Source organism: Cellulophaga fucicola, from assembly GCF_900119145.1.
Taxonomy (GTDB): Bacteria; Bacteroidota; Bacteroidia; order Flavobacteriales; family Flavobacteriaceae; genus Cellulophaga; species Cellulophaga fucicola.
Genome location: NZ_FPIY01000004.1, coordinates 21,863 through 41,218, shown reverse-complemented (window position 1 = coordinate 41,218; position 19,356 = coordinate 21,863). Strand labels below are relative to the sequence as shown.

The 19,356-nt window shown below is 31.8% G+C and carries 14 protein-coding genes; 8 read left to right on the top strand and 6 right to left on the bottom strand.

Annotated elements, in window-relative coordinates; all coding sequences use genetic code 11:
• Positions 1–6: 6 nt before the first annotated feature.
• The 3 genes from BT107_RS13175 to BT107_RS13165 all read left to right on the top strand — a co-directional run bounded on the left by BT107_RS13175 (position 7) and on the right by BT107_RS13165 (position 2,898).
• Positions 7–384, top strand: a complete 378-nt coding sequence (locus BT107_RS13175; protein WP_072304289.1) for a TPM domain-containing protein — start codon at positions 7–9, stop codon at positions 382–384.
• A gap of 15 nt (positions 385–399) precedes the next feature.
• Positions 400–1,080, top strand: coding sequence for a hypothetical protein (locus BT107_RS13170; RefSeq protein ID WP_072304288.1), 681 nt, complete (start codon positions 400–402; stop codon positions 1,078–1,080).
• A 132-nt stretch (positions 1,081–1,212) separates the two neighbouring features.
• Complete coding sequence (locus BT107_RS13165; RefSeq protein WP_072304287.1) at positions 1,213–2,898, top strand: helix-turn-helix domain-containing protein; 1,686 nt, start codon at positions 1,213–1,215, stop codon at positions 2,896–2,898.
• Between the two features lies 1 nt (position 2,899).
• Here the strand turns inward: BT107_RS13165 and BT107_RS13160 are convergent, their stop codons facing one another.
• On the bottom strand, positions 2,900–3,529 hold the full coding sequence (locus tag BT107_RS13160) for a hypothetical protein (RefSeq protein ID WP_072304286.1): 630 nt from the start codon (positions 3,527–3,529) through the stop codon (positions 2,900–2,902).
• A 201-nt stretch (positions 3,530–3,730) separates the two neighbouring features.
• On the opposite strand from BT107_RS13160, the gene BT107_RS13155 reads away from it, so the two are divergent.
• Positions 3,731–4,621: a DMT family transporter gene (locus BT107_RS13155; protein WP_072304285.1), complete on the top strand. Its 891-nt coding sequence runs from the start codon at positions 3,731–3,733 to the stop codon at positions 4,619–4,621.
• A gap of 3 nt (positions 4,622–4,624) precedes the next feature.
• Here the strand turns inward: BT107_RS13155 and BT107_RS13150 are convergent, their stop codons facing one another.
• From BT107_RS13150 to BT107_RS13130, 5 genes are all read right to left on the bottom strand, one after another.
• On the bottom strand, positions 4,625–5,413 hold the full coding sequence (locus BT107_RS13150; RefSeq protein WP_072304533.1) for a DUF3050 domain-containing protein: 789 nt from the start codon (positions 5,411–5,413) through the stop codon (positions 4,625–4,627).
• 126 nt (positions 5,414–5,539) lie between these two features.
• Complete coding sequence (locus BT107_RS13145) at positions 5,540–5,878, bottom strand: avidin-fold protein (RefSeq protein ID WP_072304284.1); 339 nt, start codon at positions 5,876–5,878, stop codon at positions 5,540–5,542.
• Positions 5,879–5,883: 5 nt separating this feature from the next.
• Positions 5,884–6,876 (bottom strand): UDP-3-O-(3-hydroxymyristoyl)glucosamine N-acyltransferase, encoded by a 993-nt coding sequence (gene lpxD, locus BT107_RS13140; protein ID WP_072304283.1) that lies wholly within the window; start codon positions 6,874–6,876, stop codon positions 5,884–5,886.
• Between the two features lie 107 nt (positions 6,877–6,983).
• Entirely contained in the window at positions 6,984–7,439 is a 456-nt protein-coding gene (locus BT107_RS13135; protein WP_072304282.1) for a tRNA (cytidine(34)-2'-O)-methyltransferase, read from the bottom strand.
• A 92-nt stretch (positions 7,440–7,531) separates the two neighbouring features.
• The gene (locus BT107_RS13130; RefSeq protein ID WP_170854738.1) at positions 7,532–11,509 is read right to left on the bottom strand and encodes an ATP-binding protein; all 3,978 of its coding nucleotides are present in this window, start codon (positions 11,507–11,509) and stop codon (positions 7,532–7,534) included.
• A gap of 416 nt (positions 11,510–11,925) precedes the next feature.
• Here BT107_RS13130 and BT107_RS13125 point away from each other — a divergent pair, with 416 nt between their 5' ends.
• The 4 genes from BT107_RS13125 to BT107_RS13110 all read left to right on the top strand — a co-directional run bounded on the left by BT107_RS13125 (position 11,926) and on the right by BT107_RS13110 (position 19,338).
• Positions 11,926–13,290 carry a Gfo/Idh/MocA family protein gene (locus BT107_RS13125; protein ID WP_072304280.1) on the top strand — a complete coding sequence of 455 codons (1,365 nt, stop codon included), beginning with the start codon at positions 11,926–11,928 and terminating at the stop codon, positions 13,288–13,290.
• Positions 13,291–13,324: 34 nt separating this feature from the next.
• Positions 13,325–16,246, top strand: coding sequence for a SusC/RagA family TonB-linked outer membrane protein (locus tag BT107_RS13120; protein WP_072304279.1), 2,922 nt, complete (start codon positions 13,325–13,327; stop codon positions 16,244–16,246).
• A gap of 25 nt (positions 16,247–16,271) precedes the next feature.
• Positions 16,272–17,927: a RagB/SusD family nutrient uptake outer membrane protein gene (locus BT107_RS13115; protein ID WP_072304278.1), complete on the top strand. Its 1,656-nt coding sequence runs from the start codon at positions 16,272–16,274 to the stop codon at positions 17,925–17,927.
• 127 nt (positions 17,928–18,054) lie between these two features.
• Complete coding sequence (locus BT107_RS13110) at positions 18,055–19,338, top strand: DUF3472 domain-containing protein (RefSeq protein WP_244543133.1); 1,284 nt, start codon at positions 18,055–18,057, stop codon at positions 19,336–19,338.
• Positions 19,339–19,356 lie beyond the last annotated feature (18 nt).

The window sequence follows — 19,356 nt, the reverse complement described above, 5'->3', positions numbered from 1 at the left end:
TTAAGTATGATTAGAAAAATAGTTTTTTTAGTTCTTGTTTGTTTTACTGCTATTGGTTTTGCACAAGGCTATGAGTATCCTGTAATTAAAGATATAGTAACTGATAATGCAGTTGTTTTTAGTGCTGAAGAAGCAGCATCTTTACGTGAAAAACTAACCAATTTTGAAACGGAAACTACAACGCAGTTGGTGGTGCTTACTATTAGTTCGCTTAACGGACAAACCATAGAAGATTTTGCAAATAAGACATTTAATAAAAATAAGTTAGGACAAGAAAAAGAAGACAATGGCATTTTAATTCTCTTTTCTAGTTTTGATAGGGAAGTTAGAATTGAAGTTGGTTATGGTTTAGAACCTTATATAACAGATATAGTAGCAAAGTAGATTATAGAAGACACTATGATTCCTGAGTTTAAAGAAGGATCATATTTTACCGGAATAGACAAAGCTACAGACCAATTAATAAACTTTATTAAAAATCCCGAAGCACTAGAGAAATTTAAAGAGCTTATAAAAGAGAGAGATAGTAAACAAGATAGAATAGCAAACATAGTATTATCTATTTTTGGTTTTTTCTTTTTAATTGCAGGTGTATTTGTTATTTATCAGTCTGTAAAAATAGCACTTAAAATTTTTAAAAAGTTTTTTACGGCAGAGATTGGACTTATCTTTTTTACAATAAATATACTAGTATATACACTGTATTTTTGTTTTGGCTTTGGATTGCTCGCAGTTGTTATTTTTGGAATATTGCAAAAATCAGGTTTTAATGTTAAGCCATTTATAGCATCTAATACAGTACTACTTTTGTGTATTTCTGTTGGTGTATTTATTTTAACTTCTACAATAAAAACAGTGGTGAATCTTGTTGTAAAAAATAAAACTAAATTATCTTTTTCGTTATTTAAAAGCGATTATAATTCTTTTATTACAGCAATAAAAAGTATTGGTTCTACAAATGGTAGAAGTGGAGGTTCTTCAAGCAGTACATATAGCAGTAGCGGATCTAGTAGTAGTTCTAGTAGTTTTTCTGGTGGAGGAGGAAGCTCTGGAGGTGGCGGTGCTAGTGGAAGTTGGTAGTTTAACTTACTCAAAATTGTTATCGACTAAAAAACATTAAGGAATTAGCACTCTAATTTTTATATATTAAAATTTATAATGATCTTGTGAATTGGAATAATATCAAGGTTATTCTACATAATACACAAACCATTGCAACAAGAAAAAGCATTAGCATTATTAAAATCTGGTAAAAATGTATTTTTAACAGGTTCTGCGGGTACAGGAAAAACATACGTTTTAAACCAATATATTACCTATTTAAAAAAGAGAAGAATACCAGTTGCTATAACCGCATCTACAGGTATTGCGGCTACGCATATGAATGGAATGACTATACATTCTTGGGCTGGTTTTGGTATAAAAGAACAACTTACCAGAGCTAATCTAAATTCTATGAAGGAGAAAAAATACCTGAAAGAACATTTAGAAAATGCTAAGATTTTAATTATTGATGAAATATCTATGCTGCATAAAAAACAGTTAGATATGGTAGATACTGTTTTGCAATTTTTTAAAGAGAACGATGAGCCTTTTGGAGGTATACAAGTTGTGGTCTGTGGAGATTTTTTTCAGTTACCACCTATTGGTAATCAAAATGAAAAAAGTAAAGACAAGTTTGCTTTTATGTCTAATGCTTGGGTACATGCTAAGTTTAATGTGTGTTATTTAACAGAACAATATAGACAGGCAAATGAGGATGTTTTAAATACCATTTTAAATGAAATTAGAATAGGGAAGATATCTAAACAAAGTATAGAAGAACTTAAAAAAGCAGAACAAAATACGTTTAATAAGGACGATGAGCCTACAAAGTTATTTACTCACAATTATGATGTAGACCAGATAAATAGTGAGCATTTAAAGCAACTAAAAGGAAAAGTAAAAAAATACAAAGCTTCTTTTAAAGGAAACAAGAAACTGGTTGAAACATTGAAAAAATCGGTTTTAGCCAAAGAAGAATTAGAGCTAAAAATGCATACTAAAGTTATGTTTGTGCGTAACAACCAAGAACAAGGATATGTAAATGGTACTTTGGGTACTATTGTTAGTTTTAATAATGATGGGTTTCCGGTAGTAAAAACAGTACAAGGTAAGCGCATAGAGGTAAAACAAGAAAATTGGGGTATACAAGATGATACAGGTAAAGTACTGGCTAGTTTAGATCAGATTCCGTTGCGTTTGGCTTGGGCAATTACAGTACATAAATGTCAGGGTATGACGTTAGATGGTGCACTTATAGATTTGTCTAAAACCTTTGAAAAAGGACAAGGTTATGTGGCACTTTCTAGATTAAAAAATATTGAAAATTTAAAGCTTCTAGGTTTTAATGAAATGGCTTTGCAAGTAGATGGCTTGGCGCATAAAGCAGATAAAAGATTTTTAGAATTATCTAGTGAGGGAGACAAACAGTATGCTATAGACAAGTTAGAAGAAGAGGCAATTAAATTTGTGGTAGACTGTGGTGGGCTAACCAATTTAAAGGCAATAGAAAAGCACGCTAAAAAAATTATAGATAAAAAAGTACAAAGAGATTCTACATATGATGTTACCTTAGATTATTTTAGAAAGAAGCTAACTCTAGAAGAAATTGCAGATCAAAGAGGTTTGTCTACTGGTACAATTGCTGGACATTTAATAAAGTTGTGTTTAGATTATCCTGATGAAGACTTTAGTTTTTATAAGCCAAAAGAACAAATTTTAAACGATGTTAAAAAAGCAAAAAATAAACAGCCAAAAGGAGAGCCAATTAGTTTAAAGGCAATTTACGAGGCACTAAATAAAAAAGTAGATTATAACGATATTAAGTTTGCGTTAGCATTTATTGGTAGAGAATAACTTATTCCTGTATCACAATAATAGTAGCTTTAGATCCTGTAGAAAGTAACCATTTTTTAGAAGAGATTACTTTTCCGTTTTCATCATAAATATTTACTTGGGCAGTATTTGGTCCAGATGTACCTTGGTTTAAAGCTTCAAAATCTATACGGTTAAAGCCTTTTTTTAATGTATGGTTTACTCCTTTAAAAGCACCGCCAAGCATTAAATTGTGCTCTATTACTTTGCCGTCTGCATAAATTTTTACTCGGTCGCCGTCTACATATTCGTGGTCTCTACATACAATACCAACAAACTTGCCAGTTGTTTTTACATCTCCTAAATATTGGTCTCCGTGAAACGATTTAGAATCCTTTTTTTCTTCAAAACCTAAACGCGGATTTAATTTTACATCTCGTCCTGGTTTAACCAGTCTGTTATCTGGAGTCATATCAATTCTAGGTTTCATCATAGAATCTAAAAAATTGACATTCGGCTGTTTCTTTATTTCTGGAATAATGTAAACAGCAGGCGGTGCTGTTTTACTTTCTTTCTTTGCTTCAATTTTTAAAGGTATCACTGTTGTTTCTTGCGCAACAATTGGAGCGGCAAAAAATAGAATAACCAATATTGTAAGTAATGTATATCGCATTAAAAATTGTAAAAATTATAATATAAAGATAGCAAATACCTTGCCACGCCATAAAAAAATGTTGTTAAAAAAACAGTTTAGAGCTGTTTATTAGATAAACTACAGGTCTATTTTAAAGTCCTCATTTTTAATACTAATTTTCTATAGAAGTAGTTTTTTAGTAACGTTTTTATTTTAGCTTAGCCAGCTAATTGTACGCGTATGAAAAAGGCAAGAATTGCTTTGGCTGTGGGAGTGTTATGTATTTCTGTATTCCCTATTTTGGTAAAATTAAACTTAACACCAGGTGTAATTTCTGCTTTTTATAGAATGGCAGTGGCATCTGTATGTATTTTGCCATATGTTTTACTAACAAAACAGTTTAAGATTACGGCAAAGAAACCATTTTTTTACGCTATACTTTGTGGTGTTATTTTTGGTTTAGATGTTGCTGTTTGGAATATTGCAATACAAGAGTCTACAGCAACACAAGCTACACTTTTAACTAACTTATCTCCTGTTTGGGTTGGTATTGGGGCATTTTTATTTTTAAAAGATAAACCTACTAAAAACTTTTGGATAGGCACTATTGTTGCTATTTTAGGGATGATGATGCTTGTAGGCTTTAAGACCTTTATAAACTTAGATTTTAATTTAGCATTTGGCTTTGCGGTACTTTCAGGTATGTTATATGCCGTTTATATGTTATTAAGTAAAAATATTTTAAACCAGATGAATGTGCTTACGTTTATGACCACAAGTGTTGTAGCATCTACTGTATTTTTAGGAGTATTAAGTTATTCTATAAACGAGCCATTTGCAGGTTTTTCTAACGCAGGTTGGTTTGTGTTAGTTGTGCAAGGTTTGGTATGTCAGCTTTTAGCGTGGTTGCTTATAAGTTATGCAACAAAACATATGAGAGCAACAAGAGTATCTGTTAGTTTACTAGGACAAGCTATATTGGCTTCTTTTTTAGCTTGGTTGTTTTTAGACGAAGCTATTTCTTTACAAATGGTAATAGGCGGATTAGTCTTGCTTTTTGGAATACGAATTACGTTTTACCAAAAAGAAGTTTTTGCTAAAAAGAGAATTTTAAAACGAAAATTTTCTTAGTATTTAAACTGCGGTTAAAGCGAGTCTATTAGTTTCAATTAAATTACTAATAGCATCCCACAAATAAATACGTTGTTGTAAAGATTCTTTAGCTACCGTTAAAGTTTCTTGCCATTTGGTATCGTCATCGCCACATAATTCAGAAATCATCTGTAAAGATAGAGGTCCGTGTTCATCTCCATCTAGTTCTATATGTCTTTCTAAGTAATAGGTTAGTTTGTTGTATCGTTTATTTTCTGAATCGGCATTTTTAAGAATTTCAACAAACATATCTGGTATAAGATCCTCTCTACCAAAAGTAAATGCAGATGCAATTAAATGAGGCTTGTTGGTTGCAATAATTTTAAAGCTATAGTTTACAAAATTTGCAACATTTTTATCTAGTTTAGTTTTTTCTAAGGCAGAAGCAACTGGTTCTTTTTCTGTTATAAGTTTGATGAAAGATTCTATGCTAGCAGTATTGGCTTTTATTTGATGCATTGCATCTAAGTACATTGTAAAATGACTCTTAGGCTCTCCAATTTCGTTAATATCGCTTTCTTCTCCGTGTACAATTTCATTGATAAAACGAGCAAGAGTTGGGTTACTAGCAGGAATCCAAGGAATTTCTGTGCACGTTAAATTTCTTTGTAATGCTTTTAAGAGCGACATAAAATCCCACACAGCATATACGTGATTTTCCATAAAAACTTTAATGTCGTTTACGTCTTTTAAACTTGCATAAAGCTTGTGGTTTTGAAGCGCTTGTCTTAATTCAGAAATTTCATTTTCTATGTGTTCAATTCTGTTCATTCTTTCTAAAATTATTTCTAACAATTGGTATTGTACTTTGTATACGCAAAAACAATAGTATTGGTTTTGCGCTGCAAAATTAAGACATAGGTGTTATTTTAGATGAATTTTTAAACAAAAAAAACTCTATTCTTCATCTAGAATAGAGTTTCCTGTAGATTTGTCTCCAGAGGTCCATTGCCATTTTTCATGCAATCGTATTTTTCCGTTTGGTAAAATTTCTGGTGTAGATGTGCATCTTCCGGTCATGAATTGGTTGTCTGTATTTACCTGGTGGTATCTCATCTCTATACAACCATTATCATCAACCAAACCAATTAAATGTCCTTTTTTTATTTTTCCGCCGGCATAATCTGAAGTTAAAATAGCACCATCTTGCTTGTATATAAAAATAGTTTTATTTGTAGTTTCAGAATTAGTAGAACCAGTAACAGGCCTAAATATTTTGCCGTTATAGTTTATCATTTATATTATTTACGACTAAGTTTTTTCATTACAACCCATTGTTTTAGCATATCTCTAGAGTCTTGTGCTGGGTAACCCAAAACAGTTTTGCCTGCTTCTATATTCCCCATTACTCCAGATCCTGCGCCAACTATAGCACCAGAACCAATGGTGGTGTGGTCTTTAATAGATGCGCTACCGCCAATAATAACACCATCTCCTAAGGTAACAGAGCCTGCCAAACCACTATGGCCGGCCATAATACAAGATCTGCCCATAACACAGTTATGAGCTATTTGTACTAGATTGTCTATTTTACAACCATCGCCAACAATTGTAGAACTAAATTTACCACGATCTACACAAGAATTAGCACCAATTTCTACATCATTACCAATAATTACGTTTCCTATTTGCGGTATTTTAACTAGACCTCTACCATCATCACTAGGTCTATATCCAAAGCCATCTGCACCAATACTTACGTTTATATGAAAAGTACAACGACTCCCAATTTCACTGCGTTCTCTAACAACAGTTCCAGACCATAATACGGTTTGGTTGCCAATAGTTGTATCGTCTAATACAGTAACATTTGGGTAAAGTATAACTTGGTCTCCTAAAATTACATTTTTACCAACATAACAACCGGCGCCTATTATAGTGCCGGCACCAACATTAGCAGTACTATCTACAACTGCAGTTGGGTGTATGTCTACATCAAAAACAGGTTTTCCAGGATCGTACGCTTCTAATAATTTGGCTAAAGAAATATCAGCATTTTTAACCTTAATAAGAGCTTTGTTTTCTCCTGGTTCTATTTTTAAATTGTCATTTACAATGGCAACACTTGCGTTAGAATTTTTCCAAAGGCGAACATATTTTACACTACCAATAAATGTAATTTGATTTTTATTGGCTTTTTCAATTTGTTCTGCTCCTTCTATTCTGCTTGTAGTATTGCCTACTAATTCTCCTCCTAATAGGTCGCAAATTTCTTGTACTGTAAATGATTTCATTCTTAAATTATAAGATATTAATGGTTAAGATTATTTATTGTGATAGCTTTAAAAGTACTTATAAAAAGTAATTAAAGTTTAAAATTTTATACTATTTGTTATAAAAACTACAGTTTTTTAGATTTTATTGCATCGTAGATTACAATACTAACTGCATTTGCCAAGTTTAGGCTTCTTATGTGCTCGCTAAAAAGAGGTATTTTGTAAAGGCTGTCTTTGTTGTTTTCTACAACGCTTTTAGGTAGACCTTTAGATTCTTTACCAAATACAAAAAACATATTATCCTCATAGTCAATTTCATAGTAGTTTTTTTCTGCTTTTGCAGATAAAAACGCGAACTTTTTATCAGAATGAATTTCAAAAAAATGAGTTATACTATCGTAAATTTTTAGATCTAAATGTTGCCAGTAATCTAAACCAGCACGTTTAACTCTTTTATCATTTAACTCAAAACCAAATGGTTTAACCAAATGCAGTGTGGAACCAGAAGCAAGACTAAGTCTGCCAATATTACCAGTGTTGTTTGGTATTTCTGGTTCAAATAAAACAATGTTAAAGCTCATATATAGTTTTGTGTTTATAACAAAGAAACGGATTAGATATAGAAAATAAAAAGGTTTGGTTAAAAACAGATAAGGCTTATTTAACCTGTACTTTATTTATACGTTTTTTTATAGACACTAGGAGATTTGCCAAATTCATCTTTAAAACATTTAGTAAAGTATTTTGTGTCCTTATAACCAACCATATATGCTGCTTCTGAGATGTTGTAACCTTGTTCGCAAATTAAAATGGCAGCTTTTTTAAGACGTAGCGAGCGTAAGAATTCAACTAATGTTTTTCCTGTAATGTCTTGGCATTTTCTATAAATTACAGAGTAACTCATATTTAAACTGCTTGGCAAATCTTCTAATTTAAAGTCGGTATTGTCTAGTTGTTTATTTAATTCGTTAACTAATTCTTTAATAAATAGATCGTCTTTAGATGTAGTGTTAATGCTATTAGGAGTGCTTATAGCATCTGTTTTATACTTGGATATTATTTTTTCTCTTGAAGAAATTATGTTATTTACTTTTAAAATTAGCTCGTGTAAATTAAAAGGTTTCTCAATATAAACTACGGCACCAGATTTTAACCCGTCTAATTTAGATTTAGAAGAGTTTTTAGCCGTAAGTAAAATTATAGGGATATGCTGTGTTTTTTTGTTTTTCTGAAGTGTTTTACACATTTCTAAGCCATTCATAACAGGCATCATAATATCACTAATTATTAAATCTGGATTGTTTTTTTCTGCTAATAATATCCCTTCTTTACCATTTTCAGCCAATAAAAGATGATAGTTGTTTTTAAGAATATCCTTTAAGAATATTTGCATTTCTATATTATCTTCAACAAGTAATAAGGTGTGTTTTTTTATGGTAGATTTTGAAGAAACAGGATGTAAATCTAATTCTGAGTTTTTAAGCGTGATAAGTGTATTTTTTTGGTCTTTTGAAATTACATCTGGTGCTAGTTTTTCTTCTTTTGATAATACATTTTCTTGTATTGGTAATTTTACAATAAAGCTAGTTCCTTTTTTTGCAGATGATTTTACATTTATTTTTCCGTGATGTAACGATATTAATTCTTTTGTAAGCGCTAGACCAACACCTAATCCTTTTTGATTTTTTCCCAATTCAGATTGATAAAATAATTTAAAGATATCATCTAATTCATCTTTAGGAATTCCGGGTCCAGAATCTGAAACTAGAATTTTTATACATTCATTTTTTTTAGCGCTTATTTCTAGAGTAATATTGCCTTCTTTTGGTGTAAACTTAAAAGCGTTAGATAATAAGTTGTATAGTATATGTTCTATCTTATCCCTATCATACCAAAAGGTAATATTTGTATCTGAGTAGTGCTGCGTAAAATTAATATTCTTAAAACGAGCTTGTTCTGTAAATGACAATGCAATTTCTTTAGCGTGATCAATAATGTTATTTTTAGAGGCAAGGACTTTTAAAATTCCAAGTTCTCTGTTTCTAACCGTCATTAATTCATTTGCTATTCTAGAAAGTCTTTTAGCATTGTTTTTAAGTATAAATAAACGTTGTTTTAGTAAGCCATTTCCGTTGGAGTCTGCTCTACGTAACATATCGTCTATAGGTCCAAGAATTAAAGTCAAGGGTGTTTGTATTTCGTGAGACATTTTTGCGAAAAAGTTCATTTTTACAGCGTACAACTCTTTTTCTTTCTCGTTTTGCCATGTTTCTTTTACAATTCGTTTTTTTAATCTTAACCAATAAAAAATGCCAATTATAAAAAGTATACCTAAAATAAGATAGGCCAAGTAGGCCCAATATGTATTCCAAATAGGAGGTTTAATGTATATATCTATACTTTTAGGAGTAATGTCCCATTCTCCTTTTTTTGTTCCTGCTTTTACTATAAATGTGTAGTTCCCCGAAGGTATATTGGTGTATGTGGCTGTTCTATCTTTTTTAGCTGTAATCCAATCATTATCAAACCCTTTTAATTTATATGCGTAGTGATAATTAGAATTTAAAACATTTTCTATTGCTGAAAACTGAAATGAAAGCGAAGAATGTTTAGCGTCTAAGTTTAGTTCTTTAATCTCTTCTATAGGTTCTTGCAAGGAGTTTTCAAGAATGGTATGTGCTGGTTTATTTAAAATATCTATAGCATTAATATATACTTTTGCATTTCCTTTACTTTTTTGCATTTGAGAAGGACTAAAAGAATTAAGTCCGTCTTCGCCCCCAAAATATAAGTTTCCGTTTTTGTCTTTATGCGCACTTCTTTTTAAATAAGAATTACCTTGAAAACCGTCTGACTTGTAATAAGATTTTATGTCGTTGTTATAGACCAAATAGTTATGAATTCCGTTTTTACTACTTAACCACAAACTATTAGAGTTTTCTAGTAGCAAAGCAGAAATATCTATATCTTCTAGATTAGGATTGTTTAAGTAAGAAGTAGCTAGTTTAGTCTCTGTATTATATTTTAGTAGAAAACCTGAGTTAGTTAATATCCATAAACTACCATTGTAATCTGGTTGAATCATAATAATATCGAAATTAGTATGATTTGGATTTTCTTTTAAATTATATGAATGCTTTTTAAAGGTAGAATTTTTAAAATCGTTTTTGTTTTCAATAAGTTCATAAAGGCCACCACTATCAAGACCAATCCAAATAGTACCATTTTTATCTTGGTTTATGGCTTGGGAAATAGAACCAATAAAATTATTTTTATTGTAGTCAAAAGTAGCAAGTAAACTATCTGAAGCGTTATAAACGTTTATTGCTGCGCCAGAAGAAACCCAAATTCTGTTTTTGTTATCTTTAAACAAGTGTCTAAAATCAGGGGAATATACTCCATTTGTACTCCTAGCATTAATTTCACTAAATTGTTTATTAGTTGTATTGTATTTCCAGAGTCCGTTTAAATAAGTAGCAATCCATATGTTTTTTTCAGCATCTTCAACAAGTCCTTGTATGTATCTTCCTGAAAAATGATTACTTCCTTTTTTAGTGTTATTGTAGTGTTCTTTTTTGTTTTCTGATGTAACCCTTGTTAATCCTTTGCCATCTGTACCTATCCATAACGATCCATCGGAAGCTTTTAAACTAGATAAAATAGTAGTAGGAGAGCTGTTTTCTAGGCCATTATAATAAGCAATGTTATTTTTATTATTCGGTAGAATATTTATTTCTCCCTTTTTTGCTACCACCCAAATATTGCCATAGGAATCTTCATTAATATGCGTAATTGTATTGTTTGTAATAGAAAATTTATTTAGCTCGTCATGCTTATAAATTTTAATGCTTTTGTTGGTAGCATTAACCTTATATAAGCCATCACCATCTGTGCCTGCCCAAATATTATTATTGCTATCACAGAAAAGAGAGATAAAAAGCGCGTGATTTAGTTTTTCTTTGCCAGCTTGTAGAATATCATATTGTGTAAAGTTGGAGTCTTTTGTGGTGTAATTGTAAAGCCCTTCAGATTCTGTTGCAATCCATAATGTATTAAAAGAGTCGCTTTCTAATAATATATTTTGTTTGTTGTCTTTTAATGGGGTTTTAATTTCCTCAAGAATGTCTGTGGTTAGTATATGTCTGTATATTTTTCCGTGATCGGTACTAATCCACATTTTATGCTTACCTGTAAAAGCAATACTTAATATTATTTGGTTAAAGTTGTTAATTTTTGGCACTGAATTAATACTATCTAAAGAAGAAGTTTCTTCATTGTACTTGTATATAAGACCAGTGCTTGTTCCAAACCAAACTAGATTGTTATGAGGTTTTATTACGGTAACATTTTTTACGTTTGCAAAGGTATTGTGTTGTTCTTTGTTATTAAACTTACTTACACAACCATTATAAGGGGCAACCCATAAATTATTGTTGTTGTCTTTTTCTAAAATAAATTTTTGATTACTAGCATACTTTCCTTGGGTTGTGTCTTGGTATGGAGTATAAGAAAAGTCATAACCATCATATTTATACATGCCATCAGAACCTGTAATCCATATATACCCAAAATGGTCTTCAAGAGTTTTGGATTGAGTATAGAAGTTTTGTTCTAAGTGCAGAAAATTTAATTTTTCTTGAGAATAAATCAAACTAAAATAAAAACAAAATAAGAATAGGCATAACTTAAATTTAATATCTAAGAGGCTAAAATTTTTATAGTTTTTTATAGTTTTGGTGTGCATATTTTAGAGGCCTGTTATTGGTAAGTTAACAAAGATGTTATTTAATATAACTATAATAAATTAAGTTGTTAATATAGTCAATTCTTCTAATTAGACACTGGTAATATAGGTCCATTTTAACATAAATTAAGAGGTAAAATCGTCAGATTAGGGGTGTAAAATCATCACTATCCTTAAGATGCATAATATGTATGGTGTAATTGCCTAAAAACTCCACAGTATTATTCCAGTGTTTTCTCAATTTTGGTTTCTCAGACAAATAACATTTATATAAATCTATTAGGGTTTTATTAATTGATTACAATCACTTGAAAAATTAAGATATGAATAAAAGAAGGAATTTTATAAAAAAAACAGCCATTGTAGGAGCGGGTGCATCTATAGCACCAAGTGTAGCATTTGGTATTACTAAAAGTAAAAAGTCTACCCTTTTAAATGTAGCCTTAATAGGAGTTGGTTTAAGAGGAACAAATCACCTAAATAATTTATTAAATAGAGAAGATGTACTAATTACAGCTATTTGTGATATAGATAAAAATAGAACAGATTTAGCTTTAAAGGCAATTAGTAAGGCTGGAAAAAAAGCACCTAAAGTCTTCGGAAAAAATGAAAAAGATTACTTAAACCTACTAGAGTTATCTAATGTAGATGCGGTGGTAATTTCTACGCCATGGTTATGGCACACCAGAATGGCGGTAGATTCTATGAAAGCGGAAAAATATACTGGTTTAGAGGTTTCTGCTGCAAATACATTAGAAGAGTGCTGGGACTTGGTAAATGTACATGAAGAAACAGGTTCTCATTTAATGATTCTAGAAAATGTAAACTACAGAAGAGATGTTTTAGCAGTGTTAAATATGGTAAAGCAAAATGTTTTTGGAGAGCTATTGCATTTTACTTGTGGGTACCAACATGATTTAAGAGGAGTAAAGTTTAACGATGGAAAAACAGCATATGGAAAGGGTGTAGAGTTTGGGGAAAAAGGAACATCAGAAGCGGCTTGGAGAACACAGCACTCTTTACTACGTAATGCAGATGTTTACCCAACACATGGCTTAGGGCCTGTAGCTGTAATGGCAGATGTAAATAGAGGAAATAGATTGGTCTCTTTAACATCGCACGCAACAAAAGCCATTGGCCTTAATAAGTATATTGTAGATAATGGAGGAAAAGATCACCCTAACGCAAAATTAAAATGGAAACAAGGAGATATAATTACTTCTACCATAGAAACAGCAAACGGAGAAACAATTATTGTTACGCATAATGTAAATACACCACACCCTTACTCTTTAGGCTTTAAAGTGCAGGGAGTGCAAGGTCTTACAGATTTTGATTACCACACACAACGTATACATATAGAGGGTACAACCAAAGGGCATGGTTGGGAAAATATGGATTCTTGGTTTAAGAAATACGACCATCCGTTATGGAAAAAATTTGGAGATGGAGCAACGGAAGCAGGACATGGCGGAATAGATTTTTTTGTTATTAATGCTTTTGTAGAATCTGCTAAAGAAAACGTAGCTCCACCAATGGATGTTTACGATGCAGCTGCTTGGAGTGCTGTAACACCATTGTCTGAATTATCTATTGAAAATAATGGAGAACCTCAAGACTTTCCTGATTTTACCAGAGGTAATTGGATAAAAAGAAAGCCATACAACTGGATGAAAGATACGTACTAACTAACATAACCAATTAAACTCAAAAACTCAATTTATGAAAAAGATAATCTTAAAAAGTTTTCTGCTGCTGCTATTTGTTTTTACAAATACAATGCTAGCGCAAAAAACAACTGTTACAGGTACAGTTGTAGAAATGGGAACCCAGACTCCTGTTTTAGGAGTAAATATTCTAGTTAAGAATACAAGTAATGGTGTAACCACAGATTTTAACGGAGAGTATACAGTAAGCGCAGAGGCTAATGCTGTTTTAATTTTTAGTTATATCGGTTTTAAAACTAAAGAGATACAAATTAATGGTCAAAAAGTAATTAATGTATCTTTAGAAGAAGAGTCGTCTTTATTAGAAGAAGTAGTTGTCGTGGCTTATGGAGCCCAAAAAAAAGAGGCAATTACATCTTCTGTGGTAAGTGTTAAAGCAGAGGAGTTAAAAGATGTTACAACACCAGATGTATCTTCTATGTTGCAAGGTAAGGCAGCAGGAGTACAGGTATCTGCATCTAGTGGATCTCCAGGAGCAACACCAGACATTTTAATTAGGGGTAGAGCATCATTAGGTGGTAGAGTAACACCTTTATGGGTTGTAGATGGTGTTATACAGCACGGTACACCAATAGTAAATCCTAATGATGTAGAATCTATTTCTGTACTTAAAGATGCATCTGCAACAGCATTGTACGGGTCTAGAGGTGCTAATGGTGTTATAATCGTAAACACCAAACGTGGTACAATTGGTAAATCTGAAATAAAAGTGAGTTCTAAAGTAGCTATGAACCAATTTAATTCAGGACAATTTAATGTAATGAATTCGGAGGAGTTGTATAATTATCACTCGCAATTTGGAAACACAAATCCTTGGTACACTCCAGAGTTGTTAGAAAGAGATACAGATTGGATAAATGAAGGTACGCAAACGGGTGTTGTTAGAGATCTTAATGTGTCTTTTACATCTGGGACAGAGGTTCTTAATCTATTTTTAAATGCAGGTTATTACAATGAATCTGGAACTTTAAAAGGAAATGAGTTTGATCGTTACACTTTTCGTATGAATCTTGATTATGATATGTCTGAGCGTTTAAAAATTATGCCTAAAATATCTTTCAGTTTTGATGATAAAGATAGAATTGCAGAAGCGCCACTTTATGATCTTTATTTAAATTTACCTTGGGATGTACCCTATGATGCAAACGGAATTCCTGTTAATGCAGCTAGTGCTTCAGATTGGTTAGGAAGAGATCAGCGTAATTACTTATACGATCAACAATGGAACTACTCTTCAAGTAACGTATATAATACGAGTGCTAATTTAGATTTTCAGTATAAAATTATGCCTCATCTAACATTCAATTCTGTTAATAATTTTACGTTATACCGCTCTTTATCAAAATCGTATACAGATCCAAGATCTATCTCAGGAGAATCTTCTGGCGGTAGTATAAATGATAATACAGCAAATAGACTTACAAGACTTTCTACTCAAATGCTAAAATATACCAACAAATTTGGGGAGCATTCTGTAACTGCATTAGGAGGATATGAGTTTAACGATTATACCTATGAAAGCTTTGGAGCTACAGGAAACGGAATTATTCCTGGAGGAGAAATACTAGATGTAGCTAGTGAACCAGGATCTATAAGTGGTTTTAAAAATGATTATGCTTTACAGTCTTTCTTTTTGTCTACAGAATATGGTTTTAGCAATCGTTATTTTGCAAAAGCATCTATACGTAGAGATGGTGCATCTAACTTTGGATTAAATAACCAATATGGAAACTTCTTTTCTGTTGGTGGTGGCTGGTTAATACACAACGAGAACTTTTTTAATAGCTCTATTGTAAACGAATTAAAGTTAAGAGCTAGTTATGGGTCTGTTGGTAATAGACCATCATCTCTATATCCATATCAGGGAACTTATAGGGTAAATACGCAATATGTTGGTGTACCTGGAGCAGTATTAAATCAGTTTTCTAACCCAGATTTAGGATGGGAAAAATCGTATGAAACCAACGTTGCACTAGATACAAGATTATTTAATACAGTAGACTTAACACTAGAGTACTACAACAAAAACACATCAGACCTATTGTACTTTGTAAGCTTGCCAGATGTTACAGCTTTTAGCGGGTATTGGGAAAATATAGGAGGAGTAAGAAATAGAGGTTTTGAAGCTGTTGTTTCTGCTGATATTATTAAAAATAATGACTTTAGCTGGAACGTAGGTTTTAACATTGGAGTAAATAAAAATGAAGTTACCGAGCTCTTTGAAGCGGATGAATTACCACAGGGAAGTAAAGTCTGGAAAATAGGTAAAGATGCAGATACTTGGTATATGAGAAAATGGTTGGGAGTAAATCCTGAAGATGGCAAGCCGCTTTGGGAAGTAATAGACTCTGAAACAGGAGAAAAGTCAGAAACTAGTAATTATGCAGAAGCTACACGTCAAATTTTAGATAAAAAATCGTCACCAGATTTTATAGGTGGTTTTAATACAAGCTGGTCTTATAAAGGGCTTTCATTGGCTGCTAATTTTGATTTTTCACAAGGTGGATATATTTATAACTCTTCTAGAGAGTTGTTTGATTCTGATGGTTTTTATGCAACATTTAATCAACAAAGATTAGCAGACGATTGGTCTAGATGGCAAAATCCGGGAGATATAGCTACACACCCACAAGCAATAGAAGGAGGTAATAATAACTCTAATAAGCCATCGTCTCGTTATTTAGAAGATGGTAGTTATTTGCGTATGCGTAATGTAACATTATCTTATAATTTATCTAAAAATGCATTAAGTAAGTTAGGAGTTAATAGTGTTAATATATATATGTCTGGAGATAATTTATTTACGCTTACAGATTATAGTGGTGTAGATCCAAGTGTTGGTGGTTTAGGAGGTAGTGCTAGTTTAAGTTACCCTGTGCCAAAACGTTATGCGCTTGGTGTAAATGTATCTTTTTAATATAACAGTATTTAAAATTTAGAATATGAAAAAGTTAATAATATTATTTCCAATTATAGCATTATTGTTGGGTTCGTGCGAGCTAGAAAAGAACCCATACGATCAAATATCTGTAGACGAATTACTATCAGATCCAGGTTCTATACAAACAGCAACAGTAGGTAACTATGCCTTGTTAAAAGGTAATGTAGGTTATGATGGTTGGGTAGATGATTTGCATAGAATATCTGAATATGCAGGTGATAACATAGCATTAAGTGGCGGTACTACAGACCATTTATTTTATTTATACAACTACCAATCTATACCAACAAATTCCAGAGTTGCAAGATTTTGGAGTAACTCATACAAAATAACTGTTGGTTGTAATGTAATGATAGAGAAGATTCCAGAAGGAGAATCTGAAGAAACAGATCAATTATTAGGTGAAAACTACTATTTAAGAGCTTTAGTTTATTTTCAAATGGGAAATGTTTTTGGTAGACCTTACAATCAAGGACCTAGTAACCTTTCTATTCCTCTTAAGTTAACATCAGATACAGATGATAGGCCAGACAGAAATACAGTTCAAGAAGTTTATGACCAAGTAATTAAAGATTTACTTAAAGCCGAAAGTTTAATGTCTATAAATAAAGGAGCTTCTTATGCTTCTAAAGAGTCTGCACAAGCATTACTTTCTAGAGTTTACTTGTATATGGAGGACAATGTTAATGCAGAAGAATATGCTAATAGAGTAATAGCTTCTGGAGAGTATAGTTTGTTGTCTAATGGAGAGTTTAAAGAAATGAATAAGTTAATACCAGACAATAATGCAGAGGCAATTTTTGCAGTTACATTAAGTAAAGATTCAGATCTTTTAGGACAATGGGATGATTGGTATACAATTGGTTCTTTTTATGCTACAGTAGATGGTGCTGGTTGGGGAGAAATGTATGCGTCAAAAACGTATATGGATTTGCTTAATAAAAATGCAGCAGATGCTAGAAGTGCTTTTATTGCACCACAATATTTAGAAGATGAAGAAGGAGATAAAATCCCTGCGGTATATTGGGTAAATAGCGATTATAAGTACGAGTTTAGAAATACAACAGAAACTGCAGGCGTAACAACTTTTACAGATGGTGGCGTAACATACACTGTACAGTCAGAGAATATTAATGGTACTACAGTTTATTACTTTAACGGACCAGACGGAAGACAAGATGTAACCAAAGATTTCGATTTAAAAAAGAGAAATGGGTATCCTAAATTTTATATTTTAAAAGCATCTTTACAAGAAGATGATGTACATATGTGGTCTCCTATGGTGTCGCGTTTAGCAGAAATGTACTTAAATAAAGCAGAATCTTTTGCTAAAAGAGGTTTAGATCAGTTGGCTTTAGATAATATAAATATTTTAAGAGTGCGTGCAGGAGTGCCAGAATATGAGTTGTCTTCTTTGCCAGCTGGCAAAACGGTTTTAGAGTTGGTTGCAGAGGAAAGAAGATTAGAGCTCGCATACGAAGGCCATAGACGTTATGATGTGTATAGAAATGGAGATACTATGGATCGTCGTTACCCAGGAACACATTTAAACGGAGCAAATGCTTATTTAGAAATTCCGGCATCTGCATCTAGAATAATAGAGTACATACCAGAACAACAAATTATTTTGCAACCATCACTTATTCAAAACAATTAGTAGTGTTTTAGTTAAGTTTAACAAGGCTCATTTTGTTAGTTTTTAAGGGCCTTGTTTCAACTAAAAACAATATGCTTTTAACTTATTAAAATAATATATGTATTTTAAATTCTCTTTTTATTTTTTGATGTTTTTCTTAATTGTATCCTGTAAATCTAATGAAGATTCAGAGGTAGAAGATAACGAGAATATAACTTTTTCTAAAACAATACCTGTTACTGGTAATAGTTGGGTTGTAAATGCAATTGATGAAAATAAAAAAATAATTACTGATGAAGGAATAACCAACTGGACCAATAAAAATAATATAATACAAACCTACTTTAAGACAACAAGTACTGGTAGTATAAACATAGGTTTATATGCAAAAGTGCCAAAAGGAACATCTAAAATTAAAGTTACATTAAACGGTGTAAGCAAAGAAGTAGAGATTTTTAATTTAAATTATAAAGAGATTATTGTTGGTTCTTTTAATTTAAAGACTATTGGTTATCAAACATTAAGTATTGAAGCGTTAGAGAATTCTTCTAGTGTAATTGTTGATGTAAAAAATGTATTAGTAGGAGGTGATGTTGCTAAAGAAGAAATAACATTTGTAAAAGATGATTTTTATTGGGGACGTAGAGGACCTTCAGTTCATTTAACATACGAAACACCTAAGGATTTAGATATTGTTTGGTTTTATAATGAAATTACTGTTCCAATAGATGAAGATGTTGTAGGCTCTTATTATATGGCAAACGGATTTGGAGAAGGCTATTTTGGTATGCAAGTAAATTCAGAAACAGAAAGAAGAGTTCTGTTTTCTGTATGGAGTCCCTATGAAACACAAAACCCAAAAGATATTCCTGAAGATTATAAAATTATTTTGTTAGATAAAGGAGAAGAAGTGACAACAGGCGAGTTTGGTAATGAAGGTTCTGGAGGGCAGAGTTATAAAGTTTTTAATTGGAAAGCTGGCAATACCTATAAGTTCTTATTAAAAGGAATGCCTTCTGTTAATGGTTCTACAGATTATACTGCTTACTTCTTTGCTCCAGAAGAAAATAAATGGAGTTTAATAGCTAGTTTTAGAAGGCCATATACAACCACATATTTAAAAAGACCACATTCATTTTTAGAAAATTTTGTTACAGAAACAGGTTATAAATCTAGAATGGCTAGGTATGGTAACCAATGGGTGTATGGTCTGGATAAAAAATGGCACGAGTTAACCAAAGCTACGTTTACTGCAGATGCAACAGCAAGAAAAGGAGCTAGGTTAGATTATGCAGGAGGAGTAGAAGGAAACGTTTTTTTTATGAAAAACTGCGGATTTTTTAATGAAAATACCGAAATAGACTCTAAACACCAACGAAAAGCAAATACAGTTCCCCCCAACATAGATTTTTCTAATTTACCTATAAAATAGAAAAACTTAAAAATTAAA

Excerpts from the sequence above, each read along its gene's own strand:
- BT107_RS13175 (WP_072304289.1), top strand. The coding sequence starts at position 7 with ATGATTAGAAAAATAGTTTTTTTAGTTCTTGTTTGTTTTACTGCTATT.
- BT107_RS13170 (WP_072304288.1), top strand. The coding sequence starts at position 400 with ATGATTCCTGAGTTTAAAGAAGGATCATATTTTACCGGAATAGACAAA.
- BT107_RS13160 (WP_072304286.1), bottom strand. The coding sequence starts at position 3,529 with ATGCGATATACATTACTTACAATATTGGTTATTCTATTTTTTGCCGCT.
- BT107_RS13155 (WP_072304285.1), top strand. The coding sequence starts at position 3,731 with ATGAAAAAGGCAAGAATTGCTTTGGCTGTGGGAGTGTTATGTATTTCT.
- BT107_RS13150 (WP_072304533.1), bottom strand. The coding sequence starts at position 5,413 with ATGAACAGAATTGAACACATAGAAAATGAAATTTCTGAATTAAGACAA.
- BT107_RS13145 (WP_072304284.1), bottom strand. The coding sequence starts at position 5,878 with ATGATAAACTATAACGGCAAAATATTTAGGCCTGTTACTGGTTCTACT.
- lpxD (WP_072304283.1), bottom strand. The coding sequence starts at position 6,876 with ATGAAATCATTTACAGTACAAGAAATTTGCGACCTATTAGGAGGAGAA.
- BT107_RS13135 (WP_072304282.1), bottom strand. The coding sequence starts at position 7,439 with ATGAGCTTTAACATTGTTTTATTTGAACCAGAAATACCAAACAACACT.
- BT107_RS13125 (WP_072304280.1), top strand. The coding sequence starts at position 11,926 with ATGAATAAAAGAAGGAATTTTATAAAAAAAACAGCCATTGTAGGAGCG.
- BT107_RS13120 (WP_072304279.1), top strand. The coding sequence starts at position 13,325 with ATGAAAAAGATAATCTTAAAAAGTTTTCTGCTGCTGCTATTTGTTTTT.
- BT107_RS13115 (WP_072304278.1), top strand. The coding sequence starts at position 16,272 with ATGAAAAAGTTAATAATATTATTTCCAATTATAGCATTATTGTTGGGT.
- BT107_RS13110 (WP_244543133.1), top strand. The coding sequence starts at position 18,055 with ATGTTTTTCTTAATTGTATCCTGTAAATCTAATGAAGATTCAGAGGTA.